We start from the raw sequence: 18,619 nt of genomic DNA, 5'->3' as shown, positions 1-18,619 counted from the left end.
CTTTGTCGTCACCTTGTTGGTGTAATTAGATTTACTCCATTAAGCCCTAAAGCATCATTCGTCGAAACAGCCAATACGACAGGCTTTCCATTTCTAAGCGTCGCTTTTGCTGCCATTAATACTGGAGAGTCTGTCATTGCATTTGCAAATTTACTCATCGAATTCCCTGTTAGTGGTGCAATCACCATGCAATCTAGTGGAATTTTCGGTCCTAGTGGCTCTGCGCCAACGATTGAATTAATTGCCTTAAAACCGGTTATTTCTTCGATCTTTTTAATCCATTCTTCCCCTTCGCCAAATCTAGTATTTGTTGATTGGACAGTATAAGAAACAACGGGACGTACTTCTGCACCTTCTGCAATTAACTTCTCTAAATGTGGCATAACTTCTTCATACGTACAATGTGACCCTGTAAATCCGAAACCAATTCGTTTTCCCTTCAAACTCATTTCTCATCATCCTCCTTTGCGATTGCATCTGCTATTAATAACTGAGAAAGAACATTCGCTAATATTTGTCCTGCTGTTTTCGGTGCAACAATCCCAGGAAGACCAGGTGCTAATAGTGCCTTCACTCCACGCTTCTCCGCATAGCGAAAGTCCGTGCCACCTGGCTTAGAAGCTAAATCAATAACTAGCGTATGAGCTGGCATTTTTGAAAGAACATTCGCTGTCACAACAAGATGCGGAATTGTATTAATAACAATATCGATATTACCTACTTCTTTCTCTATGTCTTGCATATGAAAAGGAGAAAACATCATTTCTGTAATACGAGCAATATGTTCCGAACGTCTCGCTCCAACTTTGACATGTGCTCCTAATGATTGAAAGGCTCTTGCAACACTCATACCAGTTCTACCAAATCCTAAAACCATTACATTCGATCCATGAATTGTGTAATCAGTATGTTGAATAACCATCATTAGTGTACCTTCTACGGTCGGAATAGAGTTATAGATTGCAACATCATCACGATCAAATAATTTTACAAGTTTGCGATTTGTAGTAGCTACGAGATTTTCCAAGTAAGGTGTACCAATACCTGAATATATAGTGAAGTTTTCTGGCGTCTTTTCAATTTGTTCTTTCGTTATGGAAACTTTCTCATTTGAAAAAATAGTATCTACTTCTCCTCTGGCATTCGTCCCTGCAACCGGCAAAATAATTGCATCTAAAGAAGTGAAATTTAAATCTTGTATACTTTCCTTTGCTGCCCCTGTGAAGCCATGATCTAACTGTTCAAACCCTATTAATGAAAGTTTCGCGTCCAGTTCGACTAGCTTGCGAATTACTTCTAGCTGCCGTGCATCTCCTCCTATGACAGCAATATGCATCTCAGTCAACATTCCCTAATTCACCTTCTTTTTCTTTCATTTATAAGAAAAATGCCTACTTTTTCTTTTTCCTCCACATCATATGTAATGTACGAGTTTGAGGTGATTGAAAAACAAAAAGCACACGTGATTTATCTTCTTTATATAAAGATAAAAAAAAGACAACCAAAATGGTCATCTTTCACTATGATCTTGAATGGTTCGTAAGATCGCAAAGTATCATATCATTTCCAACCTTCTTTATTTTGCTCCATTCTACTCTCACTTCTTGCTGTTCTCTTTTAAAACCTCCCCATTTCCCAGCAGGTATAATAAGCGCTTGTATTTTTCCATCTCTCTCATCAATTTCTAAATCTGCATGACCTAAAACTCCCATTTTTTCTGCTCTTTCTAAATCCACAATCTCTTTGCCACTTAATTCACTTAAACGCATTAAATCTCCCCCTATCCTACTTTTTATGAAGGTTATCCTATAATAAGTACCTATTCTGCATATATAAAAAAAATAACCGTATCTCATATAAAAGAGATACGGTTATTTCCGAAAGCGAATGAATTACAAGATCGATTAAAGTTTCATTCCTTTTGGCAGTTTTCCATCTGGACTAATAAGTGCCGCAGAGAATTCATCGGTAAACATATTGCGAATTAACTCGTCTACATTTTGCTTTGTTACAGTGTTTACACTTTCAATAATCTCATCAAGAGAACGATGTTTACGAAGAAGCAATTCGTTTTTACCATTACGGCTCATACGACTATTCGTACTTTCTAAACTTAACATTAAGTTTCCTTTTAATTGTTCTTTACTGTTAACAAGCTCTTTTTCTGTAATACCTGTATTTTTCAACGTATTTAACGTTTCTTGCATTGTTTCATACAGTGTATCTAATTGTTTACTACCTGTTCCACCGTAAAGTGTTAACATTCCTGTATCTTCATAAGAAGAGTGATAAGAGAATACTGAGTACGCCAATCCACGTTGCTCACGTACTTCTTGGAATAAACGGCTACTCATACTACCGCCTAAAACATTATTTAATACAATTAAGTTATAAATATCTTCGTGTCCCATTTGCAAGCCTTTATATCCTAAACATAAATGAGCTTGTTCTGTTTCCTTCTTACGTGCTACTTTATTGAAATGGAAGATTGGGCTATGTACTTGTTCACGATTTGTTGTCCCTTCGTAACTACCGAAATATTGCTCTACAGTTTGTAAAAATGCTTCATCAATATTCCCTGCAATTGATACAACAACATTTTCAGGTGTGTAATGATCTTTCATATATTGACGTAACGTATCACCTGTAAATGTTTCAAGCGTTTCTTCTGTTCCTAAAATAGGATATCCAAGCGGATGCGTTTCATATGTTGCTTTCGTTAACATATCATGCACAATATCATCTGGCGCATCTTCGTACATTTTTATTTCTTCACATACAACATTCTTCTCTTTTTTCAGTTCTTCCTCATCAAATGTTGAATTAAAGAACATATCTGCTAAAACATCTAATGCATATTTAGCATGCTCATCTAGCACTTTCGCATAGTAACATGTATATTCTTTTGAAGTAAAAGCATTTACTTGTCCACCAATGCTATCAAATGATTCTGCAATCTCTCTTGCACTTCGCGTTTCTGTCCCTTTAAAGAACATATGTTCCAAAAAGTGCGAAACCCCATTATTTTTTTCATTTTCATTTCTTGAACCTGCGTGGATCCATATACCAATCGCAACCGAGCGTACAGTTGGTATATTCTCCATAACAATTCTTACACCATTTTTACACGTATATTTTTTAATCAAAAACTTTCCTCCTAATGCCAGTTTCTCTAAATAATTGCTATTATTTAATGATAACAAGTTTAGAGATGAATGTCATGCAAATGTATTTAATCCACACGTTTTTCATCTAGTAATTCTGTAATATTCCCCACTTTATATCCTTGTTCCTTTAAATTTTTAATCATAGTATCTAGCGCTTCTGTTGTAGATGAAGTAGGATGCATTAGCACAATAGCACCTGGATGTATTTTTCGCATTACTCTCTGCAATAGCACACCCGGTTCTGGCCGCTTCCAATCAATTGTATCTACAGTCCACATAATCGTCCCCATTTGGAAATCATCCGCTATTTTTACTACCTCATCCCGAAAGCTTCCACTTGGCGGAGCAAACCATCTCACTTTCTGATTTGTAGCTGCTTCTATCATTCGATTCGTTTTTTGTAATTGATCTCGTATTTCATCTGTAGACAGCGTTTTCATATTAGGGTGTGTGTAAGAATGATTTCCTACTTCTTGATTTGCATCGACAATCATTTTGGCAAATCGTAAGTTTTCTTTCACCCAGCGTCCTTCTAAAAAGAAAGTCGCCTTCACATCATGTTTTTTCAATATCTCTAATATACGTGGCAAATACTCATTACCCCAGGCCACATTAATTGTTAATCCCACCATCTTTTTATTTGGATGTCCTCGATAAATGGGAGCTGGTGGTAAATCTTCTAAGTGAACACTCGGTGATACTTCCTTAAATTCAAGTTGTTTTTGATCAAACTTCTTGATTTTCTTCATATTATTATAGGACGCTTCTATATCCACTTGTTTTCCATTATACCCAGGCGTCGCCTTCCAAATCTTATCAATCATCGCATTTTGCGGCATAATCTCGTACTGTTTTACATGCTTTTGAATCTCTTCATGCAAGTTATCCTGCGCAAAAACGGAATAAGAGCCACAACCCATATATAAAGAAAATATAAATATGTACGCTAATATACGAGCTTTCATATAAACCCTCCCATTAACTATAAAAAAGAAACCATTTTCTTCTTATCTTTGTTAATTTGAGCGTTATGATGAAAACTATACCTATACTCACATAAAAATCTAAATAAATCACATTTTTTACATAACAAAAAAAGCCAGCTAAACTGGCTTTCACTTATTGTTGCTCTTGTGCGTTTTCTTCTTTAGCTGCTTCTTCTTTAGCTTCTTCTTTTTCTTGCTCTTCTTTTAGCAATACTTTTCTAGATAAGTTTACACGACCTTGTTTGTCAATCTCGATAACTTTAACTGAAATCTCATCACCGATTTTCACAACGTCTTCTACCTTACCTACACGCTCAAGTGCAAGTTCAGAAATGTGAACAAGTCCATCTTTACCGCTAAATAATTCAACGAACGCACCGAATTTTTCAACGCGTTTAACTTTTCCTAAGTAGATTTCGCCTACTTGTACTTCGCGAACGATATCTTCGATAATTTTCTTCGCTTTTTCATTCATCTCTTGATTAATTGATGAAATGAATACTGTACCATCTTGCTCGATGTCAATTTTAACGCCAGTTTCTTCAATGATTTTATTGATTTGTTTACCACTTGGTCCAATAACATCACGAATTTTATCTGGGTTAATTGCCATTGTAATAATCTTCGGAGCATACGCAGATAACTCAATGCGAGGTTCAGCGATAACAGATAACATGTGATTTAGAATGTGCATACGACCAACTTTCGCTTGTTGTAATGCTTCTTCTAAAATCTCACGAGATAAACCATCGATTTTAATGTCCATTTGTAGTGCAGTTACACCTTTTGCAGTACCTGCTACTTTAAAGTCCATATCACCTAAATGGTCTTCCATTCCTTGAATATCTGTTAAAATTGTGTAATGCTCACCAGATTTCACTAGACCCATTGCAATACCAGCAACTGGTGCTTTAAGTGGTACACCCGCATCCATCATCGCTAATGTACTACCGCAAATACTTGCTTGTGAAGTAGAACCATTTGACTCTAATACTTCAGATACAAGACGAACTGTATATGGGAAATCCTTTTCAGATGGAAGTACAGGTTCAAGAGCTCGTTCTCCTAGTGCTCCGTGACCAATTTCACGACGACCTGGTCCACGCATTGGTCTTGTTTCACCAACACTAAATGAAGGGAAATTATAATGGTGCATAAAGCGTTTTGACTCTTCTACACCTAGACCATCTAAAATTTGCACATCGCCTAATGCACCTAATGTACAAATACTTAATGCTTGCGTTTGTCCACGTGTGAATAGACCAGAACCATGTGTACGAGATAAAATGCCAACCTCTGATGCTAAAGGACGAATTTCGTCACCTTTACGACCATCTGGGCGGATTTTTTCAACTGTAATAAGACGACGTACTTCTTCTTTTACAATTTTATATAAAATCTCACTTACTTGTCCTAATGTATCAGCATCAGCTTCCTCAGCTTCGTAATGCTCAATTACACGCTTTTTCACTACGCTAATTGCATCTTCACGTGCATGTTTTTCGTGCACTTGAATTGCAGAATGCATATCTGTCTCAGCCATTTCACGTACAGCTTGGTTCAAATCAGCATCCACTTCATAAAGTTTCACTGCTGTTTTCTCTTTACCGACAGCTTGTACAATCTCTTCTTGGAATGCAATTAGACGTTTAATTTCATCGTGTCCAAACATAATTGCTTCTAACATTGTTTCTTCAGGTACTTGATCCGCTCCTGCTTCAACCATGTTAATTGCATCTTTCGTACCAGCTACAACAAGGTGCATATCACTTTGTTCTTGCTGTTCTACTGTTGGATTAATAACGAACTCGCCATTAATACGACCAACTGTCGCACCTGCGATTGGACCTTCAAATGGAATATCTGAAATAGATAATGCTAATGAAGAACCAAGCATAGCTGCCATCTCAGAAGAACAATCTTGATCAACACTCATTACGATGCTGACAACTTGTACTTCATTACGGAAACCATCTGCGAAAAGTGGACGGATTGGACGGTCAATTAAACGACTTGCTAAAATTGCTTTTTCACTTGGACGGCCTTCGCGCTTAATAAAACCGCCTGGGATTTTTCCAACTGCATATAAACGCTCTTCATAGTTTACTGTAAGCGGGAAGAAATCTACATTTTTTGGCTCTTTTGATGCAGTTGCTGTAGATAGAACTGCTGTGTCGCCATATCTTACTAATACTGCTCCGTTTGCTTGTTTTGCAAGCTGACTTGTTTCAATTGTTAGCTGACGACCAGCTAAATCTATCGAGAAGACTTGCTTTTCCTGACTCATTTAAGTACCCCTCTCAATTTAAAATATTCAATTCTTCTATGTAAATGGGTAGTATATCACAATATTCTTTCCTCTAGTATTGCCGAAAATTAAGTAAGCTATAAAGAGTAGAAGATATATTTTTACCTAACAAAAAAGCGGGAATATTCCCGCTTCTTTGACTATCGACGTAAGCCAAGCTTTGTGATTAATTCACGGTAACGTGTGATATCGCTATTACGAAGGTAAGTAAGTAAGTTACGACGTTTACCAACCATCTTTAATAGACCACGACGTGAATGATGATCCTTCTTGTGAGTACGTAAGTGCTCGTTTAGAGTGTTAATTTGCTCCGTTAGGACAGCAATTTGAACCTCTGGAGAACCAGTATCAGTCTCATGAGTTCTAAATTGTGCAATGATTTCATTTTTACGCTCTTGTGTTAAAGCCATCCTATTTCACCTCCTAATAATTAAACCCCCAGTTACCTAGCAAGCATCGGTGAGTCGCAATGCCAAGTAATGGTTGTCATAAAGTACATAACATAGAATACTACTTTTCATTTGAAAAAGCAAGTATATTCTTTACGCTCGCAAAATATTCTTGGGCAACCTTTTTATCTTGAGCGATTTGCGCAACTAACTCATCAATTCCATTAAACTTTTTTTCTTCTCTTATACGCATGTGCCATTCCACTGTAACACTTTGATCGTATATGTCTTTATTAAATTCAAATAGATGCACTTCAATAGATAATTGACGCTCATTCTCTTTGAAAGTTGGTTTATATCCGATATTACATACACCATCATGCCATTCATCATGAACCTTCAACCTTACCGCATATACACCTACAGGTGGCAACAAATATTCATCACTTAAACCTACATTTGCAGTTGGGAAACCAATTTGACGTCCACGCTTATCACCGTGTACAACTGTTCCTTCTACCGTGTAAGCTCTCCCTAAAATAGATGGAATTTGTTCCATTTCACCGTTTCGAATTAACTTTCGTAATGAAGTAGAACTTACTTTTTCTTCTTGATATTCAACTTTTTCGATCACGGTCTGTGTAAACTCCCCTCTTGCATGAAATGGTAAAGTCTCCATCTTCCCTTTTCCTAAACGTCCATATGAATAATCAAAGCCTGCTACTACATGCTTTACATTTAAACCAATAATATACTCATCGACAAACTGCTGTGGTAATAATCCAGCAAATGGCTCATCGAATTTCACCACATATAAGATATCAATTCCTAAACTTGCGATGATTTCTTCTTTAAGGCGCATCGGTGTAATATACTCCACATGCGCTTCTTTTTTTCCTAATACAACAGATGGGTGTGGATGGAACGTCATGACAGCACTTTTACATCCTCTTTCATCCGCTATTTTTTTCGCTGTTCGAATCACACGTTGATGTCCTAAATGAATGCCATCAAAATATCCTAATGCCATTACAGTAGGTGGTAATTCTATTTTATTTTGTTCATGTGGATGAGTTAAATGAATAAGTTTCACGCTTGAATTCACCTTTTTCTGTAATAATCCTTCCAATAATTCATTATAGCTTTAGTTCTTGATTATTCACAAGTACTTTCATTGGCTTTAGCATTCCAGGGTGTTTTGGGTGATGCTCATAAATTGCTAAGCAACGATCATTTTTATCAAATACTGTAATAAATGGTGCTGTTGTTTCTAATTCATTGTTTAAGAACATACCGTTCTTTATTTTTTCAGCTTGCTTTTCATCTACAACCATTTTTGGAAACTTACTTAGCGCCTCATCAATTGAGATGAAAATAGACTCTACTGTTCCATTTTGCACGTTTTCTTCAATTTCTTCAAATGATATGCAATCTTCTAGCAAAAATTCACCAGATGCTGTTCTTACAAGGTGAGACATATGTGATGGAAATCCAAGTTTTTCACCTATCATTACTGCTAGTGTTCTTACATATGTTCCTTTACTACACGTTACACGGAAACGAAATGAAATATTTTCTCCTTCAAAAACTTCACGTTCATCAAGTAATACAAATTCATGAATTGTAATTGTACGAACTGGACGTTCAACTTCTTGTCCTGCCCTTGCATATTCGTATAGTTTTTTCCCGTTAACTTTTACAGCTGAGAACATCGGCGGCATTTGTTCAATTGTCCCTGTTAATTCCGCTAGTACCTCTTCTACTTCTTTACGTGTAATGACACGATTTACATCTTGTTTCTCCACAACTTCACCAGAAGCATCTTCTGTTGTTGTTGAAAATCCTAATGTCACTTCACCTTCGTATGTTTTTGTTTCACTTGTTAAAAATTGCGCAATTTTTGTTGCACGCCCAACGCAAATAGGTAATACTCCTGTTACCTCTGGATCCAGTGTCCCTGTATGACCAATTCGTTTCTCACGCAATATCTTTCTTAATTTGAACACACAATCATGTGATGTCATTCCCTTTGGCTTATGTAATAATACTACACCTTCCATATACTCACCTCATCATTATTCTTTTGTAGTAATTGCAATTATGCAAAACTTATTTTACATTGAAAAAATGGATAGACAAATGTCTATCCATTATTCTTCACGTTTACCGTCTTTATTAATTTGATGTAAAAGTGTATCAATTCGATGACCATATCCAATAGACTCATCAAACTCGAAGGAAATTTCCGGCGTTTTACGAAGACGAATACGTTGGCCAATTTCTGAACGAATAAAGCCTTTTGCCTTCGCTAAACCTTTTAATGTATTTTCTTTCTGTTCTTCGTCACCTAAAACAGAAATATATACTTTAGCAATTTGTAAATCTCCACTTACCTGTACATCTGTTACTGTAACAAATCCAATACGTGGGTCTTTAATTTTACGACTGATAATGTCGCCTAATTCTTTTTTCATTTGCTCGCCCACACGGTTCGCACGTAATTTCATAACTCTTCACCTCATTCAATACCATTCCAAATGTGTTATCGTACGTTCAATTTCAGGAAATGAATCGATATACTCAAGTACACGATTCATTTCTTTTTCACAGACAACACGATTTGAGGATACGGAAACAATTGCAATTTCTGTACGTTGCCATACATCTTGATGCCCAACTTCAGAAACAGCTACATTATAGCGCTGTTTCACACGAGTTAACACACGTTGCAAAATTGCTCGTTTCTCTTTTAAAGAATGCACATCGTAAATCATACACTCGAATGAGAGTGAAGCGATAATCATCGCTTCACTTCTTCCATAACGTATGCTTCAATGATGTCCCCTTCTTTAAGATCATTATATCTCTCAATTGTAATACCACACTCATAGTTTTGTGCAACTTCTTTTACGTCGTCTTTGAAACGTTTTAACGTATCAAGTTTTCCTTCGAAGACTACTACGCCATCACGGATAATACGAACGCCACTATCACGTGTAATTTTACCGTCTATTACGTAACAACCTGCGATTGTTCCAACTTTTGTTACTTTGAATGTTTGACGAACTTCCGCTTGACCGATTACTTTTTCTTCGAATTCTGGATCCAGCATACCTTGCATTGCTGATTCAATTTCTTCGATTACTTTATAGATAATACGGTGTAAACGAACATCAACTTTCTCTAATTCAGCTGTACGCTTCGCATTCACATCAGGGCGTACGTTAAATCCAATTACAATTGCATTAGATGCAGAAGCTAAAATAATATCAGATTCTGTAATCGCACCTACGCCTGTATGGATAATTTTTACTTTTACGCCTTCAACATCAATTTTACGAAGTGATGCTGCCATTGCTTCTACAGAACCTTGTACGTCTGCTTTCACAATTAAGTTAATTTCTTTTACATCGCCCTCTTGGATTTGTTGGAATAAATCTTCCAGGCTGAATTTAGATTTCTCACCACGTTGTGCAACTAACGCTTCTTGTGCACGTGATTCACCAATTTGACGAGCTTTCTTCTCATCAGCGAATGCCATGAAACGATCTCCCGCTTGTGGCACTTCATTTAAACCTGTAATTTCAACAGGAGTTGATGGACCAGCAACTTTTACACGACGACCAATATCACTTACCATTGCACGAACACGACCGAATGATGTTCCAACAACAATTGGATCTCCAACTCGAAGTGTACCGTTTTGAACAAGTAGTGTCGCGATAGTTCCTTTACCTTTATCAAGCTGTGCTTCAATTACAGTACCAGCTGCATAGCGATTTGGATTTGCTTTATATTCTTCTACTTCACTCACAAGAAGGATCATTTCTAGTAAGTTGTCAATTCCCTCGCCTTGAATTGCAGAAATTGGTACGAAAATCGTGTCTCCGCCCCAAGCTTCTGGAACTAATTCATATTCTGTTAATTCTTGCATTACACGATCAGGATTTGCCGCTGGTTTATCCATTTTATTCACAGCAACAATAATTGGTACTCCAGCTGCTTTCGCATGGCTAATCGCTTCAACTGTTTGTGGCATAACACCGTCATCAGCTGCAACAACAAGAATTGTAATATCTGTTACTTGTGCACCACGAGCACGCATTGTTGTAAATGCCGCGTGACCTGGTGTATCTAAGAACGTAATTTTCTTATCATTTACATCAACTTGGTATGCACCGATATGCTGAGTAATTCCACCAGCTTCGCCAGCAGTTACTTTTGAATTACGGATAGAGTCAAGCAATGTTGTTTTACCATGGTCAACGTGTCCCATAATTGTAACAACAGCTGGACGTTCTTTTAAGTTTTCTTCATCATCTTGCTCATCGATGAATGTTTCAAATTCAGTTTCACTTACAACTACTTCTTCTTCTACTTCAATACCGTAATCAGTAGCAATTAACTCAATTGTATCTTTATCTAAGTCTTGGTTAATTGTCGCCATAATTCCTAGCATGAAGAGCTTTTTAATAATTTCAGATGGCTCTTTGCTTAACTTTTTAGCAAGGTCACCTACTGTAAGGCTTCCAGAGAAAGTGATTTTATCTGGTGTTTCTACTATTGGTGTTTGTTGTCTTCCAGCAAAGTTATCTTGACGTTTATCTTCATTTGCTTTGCCTTTTTTCTTATTCTTATTGCTGTTCTTTTTACTGCGAACAACTTTCTCTTCTACTTCAAACTCATCTGCAACAGAAGGTTTTTCCGCTCCAGCGCTATATTGATTATCTAATTTGTTTACTACTTCATCTTCTAACATTGTCATATGATTCGAAACCTCGATATTCATCTCTTTTAGTTTTGTCATAAGATCTTTACTTGAGATATTATTTTTTTTTGCATATTCATGTACTCGAATTTTACTCATACCTTCACCCCCGGTAATTTGTATCGAGCATGCTACGTAGCTTTTTCGCAAAGCCTTCATCTAAAACAGCTACAACGACTCGCTCGTCTCTCCCAATCGCATGCCCTAATTGTTGTCGATTTTCGACTTTTCTCATTGGTATGTTGTAGTACGTGGTTTTATCAATGATACGTTTTGTAGTGTTCGCTGACGCATCTTCAGAAAGCAATACTAGCTTTGCTTTGCCACTTCGTACTTCTTTTAAAACGAGTTCTTCACCCGAAATAAGTTTTCGAGCGCGGTTTGCTAGTCCTAAAAATGATTTCCAATCAGACACTTATTTCGACTCCTTCTCAACAAGCTCAAGAAGCTCTTCGTACAGAGAACTGTCGATTTTCGCTTTTAGATGATGTTCCAAAATGTTTTTCTTTTGGGCTTGAATAATGCTTTCTTTATCTTTTGATAAATATGCACCTCGTCCTGATTTTTTTCCTGATAAATCAATAGACACTTCGCCCTCTTTGGAACGAACAATGCGAACTAGCTCTCGTTTTGATTTCATCTCTTGCGTCGCAATACATTTTCGTAACGGAACTTTTCGATTGCTCATACTCATCACCTCTATTCGATTTCGTCTTCAGCTGAATCGAATCCGAATGCGATTACGCTATCTTCTTCTGTCACAATACCAAGTTGTTTCGCATCAGACTCACTTTTAATATCAATTTTCCAGCCTGTTAATTTAGCTGCAAGACGCGCATTTTGTCCACGCTTACCAATCGCTAATGAAAGCTGGTGGTCTGGAACAACAACAGTTGTTGCTTTCTCTGCTTCATCTACAAGTACTTTAACAACCTGTGATGGACTTAAAGCATTTGCAACATATTCAACTGGGTCATTCGACCAGCGAACGATGTCAATCTTTTCACCTTTTAGTTCATCTACAACGCGTTGTACACGTTGTCCTTTCGGTCCTACACAAGAACCTACTGGATCAACATCGATATTCTCTGCATATACAGAAATTTTAGAACGGTCGCCTGCTTCACGTGCTACAGAGCGAATTTCTACAGTTCCATCATAAATTTCTGGAACTTCCATTTCGAATAAACGTTTTAAAAGACCAGGATGTGTACGTGATACGTAAATTTGTGGTCCTTTTGTTGTCTTTTCTACTTTTGTAATAAATACGCGAATACGATCATGTGGTTTATATTGCTCATTTGGCATTTGCTCACTTACAGGTAATAAAGCTTCTACTTTACCTAAGCTTACATAGATGAAACGAGCATCTTGGCGCTGTACAATACCAACCATAATGTCTTCTTCACGATCACTAAATTCTGAATAAATTACACCACGTTCCGCCTCACGAACTCGTTGTGTTACAACTTGTTTTGCAGTTTGCGCTGCAATACGACCAAAATCTTTTGGCGTTACTTCAATTTCTAGTACGTCACCATCTTGGTAGTTTGGATTAATTTGTCTTGCCTCTTCTACAGAGATTTCAAGACGTGGATCAAACACATTATCTACAACGTCCTTACGTGCTAAAACTTGAATTGTTCCCACTTCTGGGTTAAAGCTCACACGAACGTTTTGTGCTTGGTTAAAATTGCGTTTATAAGCAGAGATTAATGCTGCTTCAATCGCATCAATAATAATATCTTTGCTAATACCTTTTTCTGACTCTAATACGAGCAAAGCATCTAACAACTCAGTGCTCATGAAGATCCCCCTTCTTACTAAAACGTAACAGCAAGTCGCGCATTTGCAACTTTATCCATTGGAATTTGGATTTCTTTTTTACGTGTTTTAATTGTTAATAGTAGTGTAATTGTATTACCGTCGTAGGAAAGTAGCTTTCCTTCAAACATCTTCTCACCATCAATCGGCTTATATGTTTTAATTGCCACTTGTTTTCCTACCGCTTGCTGGAAGTCTTTCTCTTTCTTTAATGGACGTTCCGCTCCAGGAGATGATACATCCAAAAAGTAAAGATGAGGAATTGGATCCTCTTTATCTAAAGCTTCGCTTAAACGTTCACTTACCGCACCGCATTCTTCAATTTCGACTCCCTTTTCAGAATCGATGAATACGCGTAAGAACCAGTCTTGTCCTTCTTGCACATACTCTACATCTACAAGTTCAAGATTTAACTCTTCAACGATTGGCTGCGCAAATGCTTCTACAATTTCTGTGACTTTCTTATCCATAAACAGCCTCCTTCCTGCCGCCATGTACCATTTACAAGAAAAGATCCCGTTCATAAAGACGGTCTATCTTATTCTTTCTCGTTAGCTAACAAAAGCCCCTGCCGTTAAGCAGGGAATATCTGTCTTAGTATTACCAAATTTAAGAAGTAAAACTTGTAACAAAATATGTATATACGACAGAAATATCTTTACTATCTACATCAGCAAAATGTAGATAGTAACACGAAAGAGTGGGTTTCCCCACTCTCTTTTTCACAAAATATACATGACATGGTTATCTCGGTTTATAGTATACCATAGCAAATGTTGATTTGCAAAGATTTTTCCTACCTATTAGAACAGTGACAATTGGTTTTGATCCGGTAAATCTCCTAGACAACCTTGACCATCTAAATACTCAATAATCGTTTTAGAAACCTTACTGCGCTGCTGTAAGTCTTCTTTTGATAAGAAATCACCATTTTTACGAGCTTCAACAATACTGAAAGCTGCGTTTGTACCAAGACCGGGAACCGCATTAAATGGAGGAATTAAAGTATCCCCATCAATTATAAATTCGGTTGCATGCGAGCGGTATAAATCAACCTTTTGGAATGAATAACCACGCTCACACATTTCAAGTGTCATTTCTAGTACCGTTAATAAACTCTTCTCTTTCGGTGCTGCATCCAATCCTTTTTGTGCAATTTCATCAATTTTTACACGTATGGATGCTGAACCTTTCGCCATCGCCTCTACATCAAAGTCATCTGCACGAACTGTAAAATATGCCGCATAGAATAAAAGTGCGAAATGTACTTTAAAGTATGCAATACGTACAGCCATAAGTACGTAAGCAGCCGCATGGGCTTTAGGGAACATGTACTTAATCTTCTTACATGAATCAATATACCAACCTGGTACATTGTTATTTCTCATTTCCTCTTCCCATTCTTCTGGTACACCTTTACCTTTACGCACCGACTCCATGATTTTGAAGGCTAATGATGGATCCAAGCCTTGATAAATTAAATATACCATGATGTCATCACGACAACCGATAACTTCACTCAGTGTACACGTACCGTTATAAATTAATTCATTCGCATTACCTAACCATACATCTGTACCATGGGACAGTCCAGAAATTTGGACAAGCTCTGAAAACGTCGTTGGTTTCGTTTCTTCTAACATTTGTCTTACGAATTTCGTACCAAACTCTGGTATACCAAGTGTACCTGTTTTACAGTTAATTTGTTCTTCCGTTACCCCTAAAGATTCTGGACCAGAGAAAATTTTCATTACTTCTGGATCATCCGTTGGGATTGTTTTCGGGTCAATACCACTTAAATCTTGAAGCATACGAATAACAGTCGGATCATCGTGTCCTAATATATCAAGTTTCAATAAATTATCATGAATTGAGTGGAAGTCAAAGTGCGTTGTTCTCCACTCAGCACCTATTGAATCAGCCGGAAACTGAATTGGTGAAAAGTCAAAGATATCCATGTAATCTGGTACAACGATAATACCACCTGGATGCTGTCCGGTCGTACGCTTTACACCTGTACATCCTGCAACTAAGCGATCAATCTCTGCATTTCGAATTGTTAAGTTATGATCATTAGCATAACCTTTCACATACCCATAAGCGGTTTTTTCCGCAACCGTACCAATTGTTCCTGCGCGGTATACATAATCTTCACCGAACAGTAATTTCGTATAGTTATGGGCGCGTGGTTGGTATTCTCCGGAGAAATTCAAATCGATATCCGGTACCTTATCCCCTTTAAATCCAAGGAACGTTTCGAAAGGAATGTCATGGCCATCTTTCACATATGGAACATTACATGTTGGGCATTCTTTATCTGGTAAATCAAAACCAGAACCTACAGAACCGTCATTAAAGAACTCTGATTGTTTACACTTTGGACATACATAGTGCGGTGGTAATGGGTTTACTTCTGTAATTTCCATCATCGTTGCAACAAATGATGAACCTACCGATCCACGCGAGCCTACTAGATAACCGTCCACTAACGATTTTTTCACAAGCTTATGTGAAATTAAATAAATAACGGCGAATCCATGTCCAATAATACTTTTCAATTCTTTTTCCAAACGAGCTTCTACAATTTCCGGTAGTTCATCTCCATAGATACTTCTTGCCATTATATAGCTCATATCACGTGTTTCATCATCAGCACCTTCAATTTTCGGTGTGTATAAATCATCTTTTACTGGACGAACATCACCAATTAATGATGCGATTTTGTGTGTATTTGTCACAACAATTTCTTTTGCTTTGTCTTCACCTAAGAATGAAAAACAATCTAGCATTTCATTTGTTGTACGGAAATGTACAGGCGGTAATGAATGGCGATTTAACGGATTAGCTCCTCCCTGCGAACTGACTAAAATTTTCCGATATATCGCGTCCTCTGGATCTAAATAATGCACATTCCCAGTAGCAACAACTGGCTTATCTAACGTCTCACCTAGTTTTACTAAGTTAGAAATTATTGTTTTTAACTGTCCTTCATCTCGAACGAGTTCACGTTCCACTAAATGACGTAACACTTCTGGAGGCATAACCTCAATGTAATCGTAAAACTGTGCAATTTCTTCTACTTCTTCAGGCGCTTTTTGCATCATAGCTTCAAATACTTCACCTTTGTCACAAGCTGTTCCTACTAAAATGCCTTCGCGATATTTTTTTAATAGTGATCGTGGTACACGTGGTACACGATAAAAGTAATTCAGGTGAGAATATGAAACAAGTTTGTATAAGTTTTTCAACCCAACATCTGATGTGGCAAGTAACGTCATATGACTTGGACGCCCACGTTTATACGCATCCCCTTGTCCCATACTATCGTTTAGTTGATCGTGATATTCAAATCCCTTTTCAATCACATCTTTTAACATCTTCACAAGTAAATATCCCGTTGCTTCTGTATCATAAATCGCACGGTGATGTTGCGTTAATTCAATATCAAGCTTTTTACACATCGTATTTAATCGATGATTTTTCATTTCTGGGAATAAGAACCGTGCAAGTTCTAACGTATCAATAACTGGATTTTTCGTTTTTTCTATCCCAGCCTTTTTAAAACCTACGTTAATAAAGCCCATATCGAAGCTTGCGTTATGAGCAACAAGTGTATGGTCACCCATCCATTCCTCAAACTTTTTAAACACTTCGTCCACTTCTGGTGCATCAGTTAACATATCATCTGTAATACCTGTTAATTCAATAATCGTCGCCGATAATGGTTGATGGGGATTTGCGAAAGATTCAAAGCGATCAATAATTTCTCCACCTTTTACCTTTACAGCAGCTAACTCAATGACTGTATCATATACAGCAGATAACCCTGTTGTCTCAACGTCAAAGACAACATATGTTTCTTCTGCAAGTAGACGATGTGCTTCGTTATATGCTATCGGCACACCATCATTAACTAAATTTGCTTCTACACCATATAGAACTTTAACTCCAGCCTTTTTACCAGCAGAATATGCTTCTGGGAACGACTGTGCAACAGCATGGTCTGTAACTGCAATAGCCTCATGCCCCCATTTTCCGGCTTGGGCAACGAGCTTAGAAACAGAAGTAACAGCATCCATTTGACTCATTGGAGTATGAAGATGAAGTTCTACTCTTTTTTCTCCTTCTTTTGCTTTATCTTTACGAGAAGGTCCCGTTATTTCATTTATATCATTTGCGATCATAACTAAATCACGCACGAATGTATCATTTTGAACTGAACCACGCGCTTTTACCCAAGTTCCTTTTTTCAAGGATTGTAACATCGGGATATCTTCTTTATCACGTGAGAACATCTTAATCATAATAGAGTCCGTATAGTCAGTTATCTTTAAAGTTAATAATGTACGTCCACTACGAAGTTCTTTCGTCTCTACATGGAAAACATACCCTTGAACGGTTTTTCTTCTTTCTTCATCTTGAATCTCACGCAGCGGCGTAATCTCTTCATCTGGCTTAATAAGATAACCAAGCACAACTGGTCCTTCGTGAACAACATCACTTTCTTCAGCTTGCCTTTTAGCCATCTCTTCCATAGCCTGTATAACTCGTTGACGATCTTCTTCCTGTGTTTGCTCACGAAACTTTTGCATTTCTTCTGCATTTTGCTTTATATGTGTGTCTAACTGAAAACGCGGGAATCCAAAAGCTTCGTATTGATCACCTACTGGTTTCGCAACGTTTTTCTTTAAAGTAGTAGATTCCAGCTCATTATTCACATTTAATAGCAACTTCACGCCATTGACCTGCGGAAGTTGCTTCTTTAAGTACGCGAACATAGGTGAAAATGTAATTCGTTCTGTACAAAGCGGCCAATATGCCTTCACTTCTTCTTCTGTAAATTGTTTATTCTCTGCTTCTAATGCAAATGTTGTTCTTGCAATATGAGAAAATGATTGCTTAAGCTTTGTTTCTAGCAACTCATATAATTCTGTCGGCAAAATACGTGGCACTTGTAAGTCAAAATGCCAACTTTTATTCGCTTTATCAATAACTAGCTTTTCAATACCACCGCCATGTAAATATTGATTTATAAGGTCTTCTGGTATTTGCAACTGTTGGAGCAAAATTTGAAATCGCTCTTGTTGTTCATTTGTTAATGACATAAGCACTCTCCTTCCATTTGCTATTATAAATTGAAACGTACTACAAAGAAAGATTTCTTCCTTCTTCTTTTA

At 37.3% G+C, this 18,619-nt stretch carries 16 protein-coding genes and 1 pseudogene; all 17 read right to left on the bottom strand.

Going from position 1 to position 18,619, the window contains the following annotated elements:
• Nucleotides 1–23 precede the first annotated feature (23 nt).
• Nucleotides 24–449, bottom strand: a pseudogene (gene dpaB, locus JFU54_RS12810) (dipicolinate synthase subunit B); the annotation flags it as partial.
• The gene (gene dpaA / locus JFU54_RS12805) at nt 446–1,348 is read right to left on the bottom strand and encodes a dipicolinic acid synthetase subunit A (protein ID WP_002088148.1); all 903 of its coding nucleotides are present in this window, start codon (nt 1,346–1,348) and stop codon (nt 446–448) included. The gene dpaA and the pseudogene dpaB, both read right to left, overlap by 4 nt.
• A gap of 172 nt (nt 1,349–1,520) precedes the next feature.
• Nucleotides 1,521–1,769 carry a YlmC/YmxH family sporulation protein gene (locus JFU54_RS12800; RefSeq protein WP_002014571.1) on the bottom strand — a complete coding sequence of 83 codons (249 nt, stop codon included), beginning with the start codon at nt 1,767–1,769 and terminating at the stop codon, nt 1,521–1,523.
• A gap of 135 nt (nt 1,770–1,904) precedes the next feature.
• The gene (locus tag JFU54_RS12795; protein ID WP_002088150.1) at nt 1,905–3,146 is read right to left on the bottom strand and encodes a M16 family metallopeptidase; all 1,242 of its coding nucleotides are present in this window, start codon (nt 3,144–3,146) and stop codon (nt 1,905–1,907) included.
• A gap of 86 nt (nt 3,147–3,232) precedes the next feature.
• Nucleotides 3,233–4,132: a polysaccharide deacetylase family protein gene (locus JFU54_RS12790; protein WP_002033683.1), complete on the bottom strand. Its 900-nt coding sequence runs from the start codon at nt 4,130–4,132 to the stop codon at nt 3,233–3,235.
• Nucleotides 4,133–4,286: 154 nt separating this feature from the next.
• Nucleotides 4,287–6,440: a polyribonucleotide nucleotidyltransferase gene (pnp, locus tag JFU54_RS12785; protein WP_201064580.1), complete on the bottom strand. Its 2,154-nt coding sequence runs from the start codon at nt 6,438–6,440 to the stop codon at nt 4,287–4,289.
• A gap of 161 nt (nt 6,441–6,601) precedes the next feature.
• Nucleotides 6,602–6,871, bottom strand: a complete 270-nt coding sequence (gene rpsO, locus JFU54_RS12780; protein WP_001229392.1) for a 30S ribosomal protein S15 — start codon at nt 6,869–6,871, stop codon at nt 6,602–6,604.
• Nucleotides 6,872–6,971: 100 nt separating this feature from the next.
• Complete coding sequence (ribF, locus tag JFU54_RS12775) at nt 6,972–7,943, bottom strand: bifunctional riboflavin kinase/FAD synthetase (protein WP_002128800.1); 972 nt, start codon at nt 7,941–7,943, stop codon at nt 6,972–6,974.
• Between the two features lie 43 nt (nt 7,944–7,986).
• Entirely contained in the window at nt 7,987–8,910 is a 924-nt protein-coding gene (truB, locus tag JFU54_RS12770; RefSeq protein ID WP_201064577.1) for a tRNA pseudouridine(55) synthase TruB, read from the bottom strand.
• A gap of 90 nt (nt 8,911–9,000) precedes the next feature.
• Nucleotides 9,001–9,357: a 30S ribosome-binding factor RbfA gene (rbfA, locus tag JFU54_RS12765; RefSeq protein ID WP_002146104.1), complete on the bottom strand. Its 357-nt coding sequence runs from the start codon at nt 9,355–9,357 to the stop codon at nt 9,001–9,003.
• 15 nt (nt 9,358–9,372) lie between these two features.
• Nucleotides 9,373–9,654: a DUF503 domain-containing protein gene (locus JFU54_RS12760; RefSeq protein ID WP_002088157.1), complete on the bottom strand. Its 282-nt coding sequence runs from the start codon at nt 9,652–9,654 to the stop codon at nt 9,373–9,375.
• Nucleotides 9,651–11,717 carry a translation initiation factor IF-2 gene (infB, locus tag JFU54_RS12755; RefSeq protein ID WP_002014558.1) on the bottom strand — a complete coding sequence of 689 codons (2,067 nt, stop codon included), beginning with the start codon at nt 11,715–11,717 and terminating at the stop codon, nt 9,651–9,653. The genes JFU54_RS12760 and infB overlap by 4 nt, the downstream gene beginning before the upstream one ends.
• Nucleotides 11,718–11,721: 4 nt before the next feature.
• Nucleotides 11,722–12,033 (bottom strand): YlxQ family RNA-binding protein, encoded by a 312-nt coding sequence (locus tag JFU54_RS12750; RefSeq protein ID WP_002033679.1) that lies wholly within the window; start codon nt 12,031–12,033, stop codon nt 11,722–11,724.
• Nucleotides 12,034–12,306: an RNase P modulator RnpM gene (gene rnpM / locus JFU54_RS12745; protein ID WP_002088161.1), complete on the bottom strand. Its 273-nt coding sequence runs from the start codon at nt 12,304–12,306 to the stop codon at nt 12,034–12,036.
• Between the two features lie 11 nt (nt 12,307–12,317).
• A complete protein-coding gene (gene nusA / locus JFU54_RS12740) occupies nt 12,318–13,424 on the bottom strand; it encodes a transcription termination factor NusA (RefSeq protein ID WP_002014554.1) in 1,107 nt (368 codons plus the stop codon).
• 17 nt (nt 13,425–13,441) lie between these two features.
• On the bottom strand, nt 13,442–13,912 hold the full coding sequence (rimP, locus tag JFU54_RS12735; RefSeq protein WP_002088165.1) for a ribosome maturation factor RimP: 471 nt from the start codon (nt 13,910–13,912) through the stop codon (nt 13,442–13,444).
• Between the two features lie 333 nt (nt 13,913–14,245).
• Entirely contained in the window at nt 14,246–18,547 is a 4,302-nt protein-coding gene (locus JFU54_RS12730; protein ID WP_002033677.1) for a PolC-type DNA polymerase III, read from the bottom strand.
• Nucleotides 18,548–18,619 lie beyond the last annotated feature (72 nt).

The sequence above is a fragment of the Bacillus sp. TH19 genome, from assembly GCF_016651075.1.
GTDB lineage: Bacteria > Bacillota > Bacilli > Bacillales > Bacillaceae_G > Bacillus_A > Bacillus_A mycoides.
Note: the sequence above shows the minus strand (reverse complement) of the source record. Positions and strands in the feature narration are given on the sequence as shown.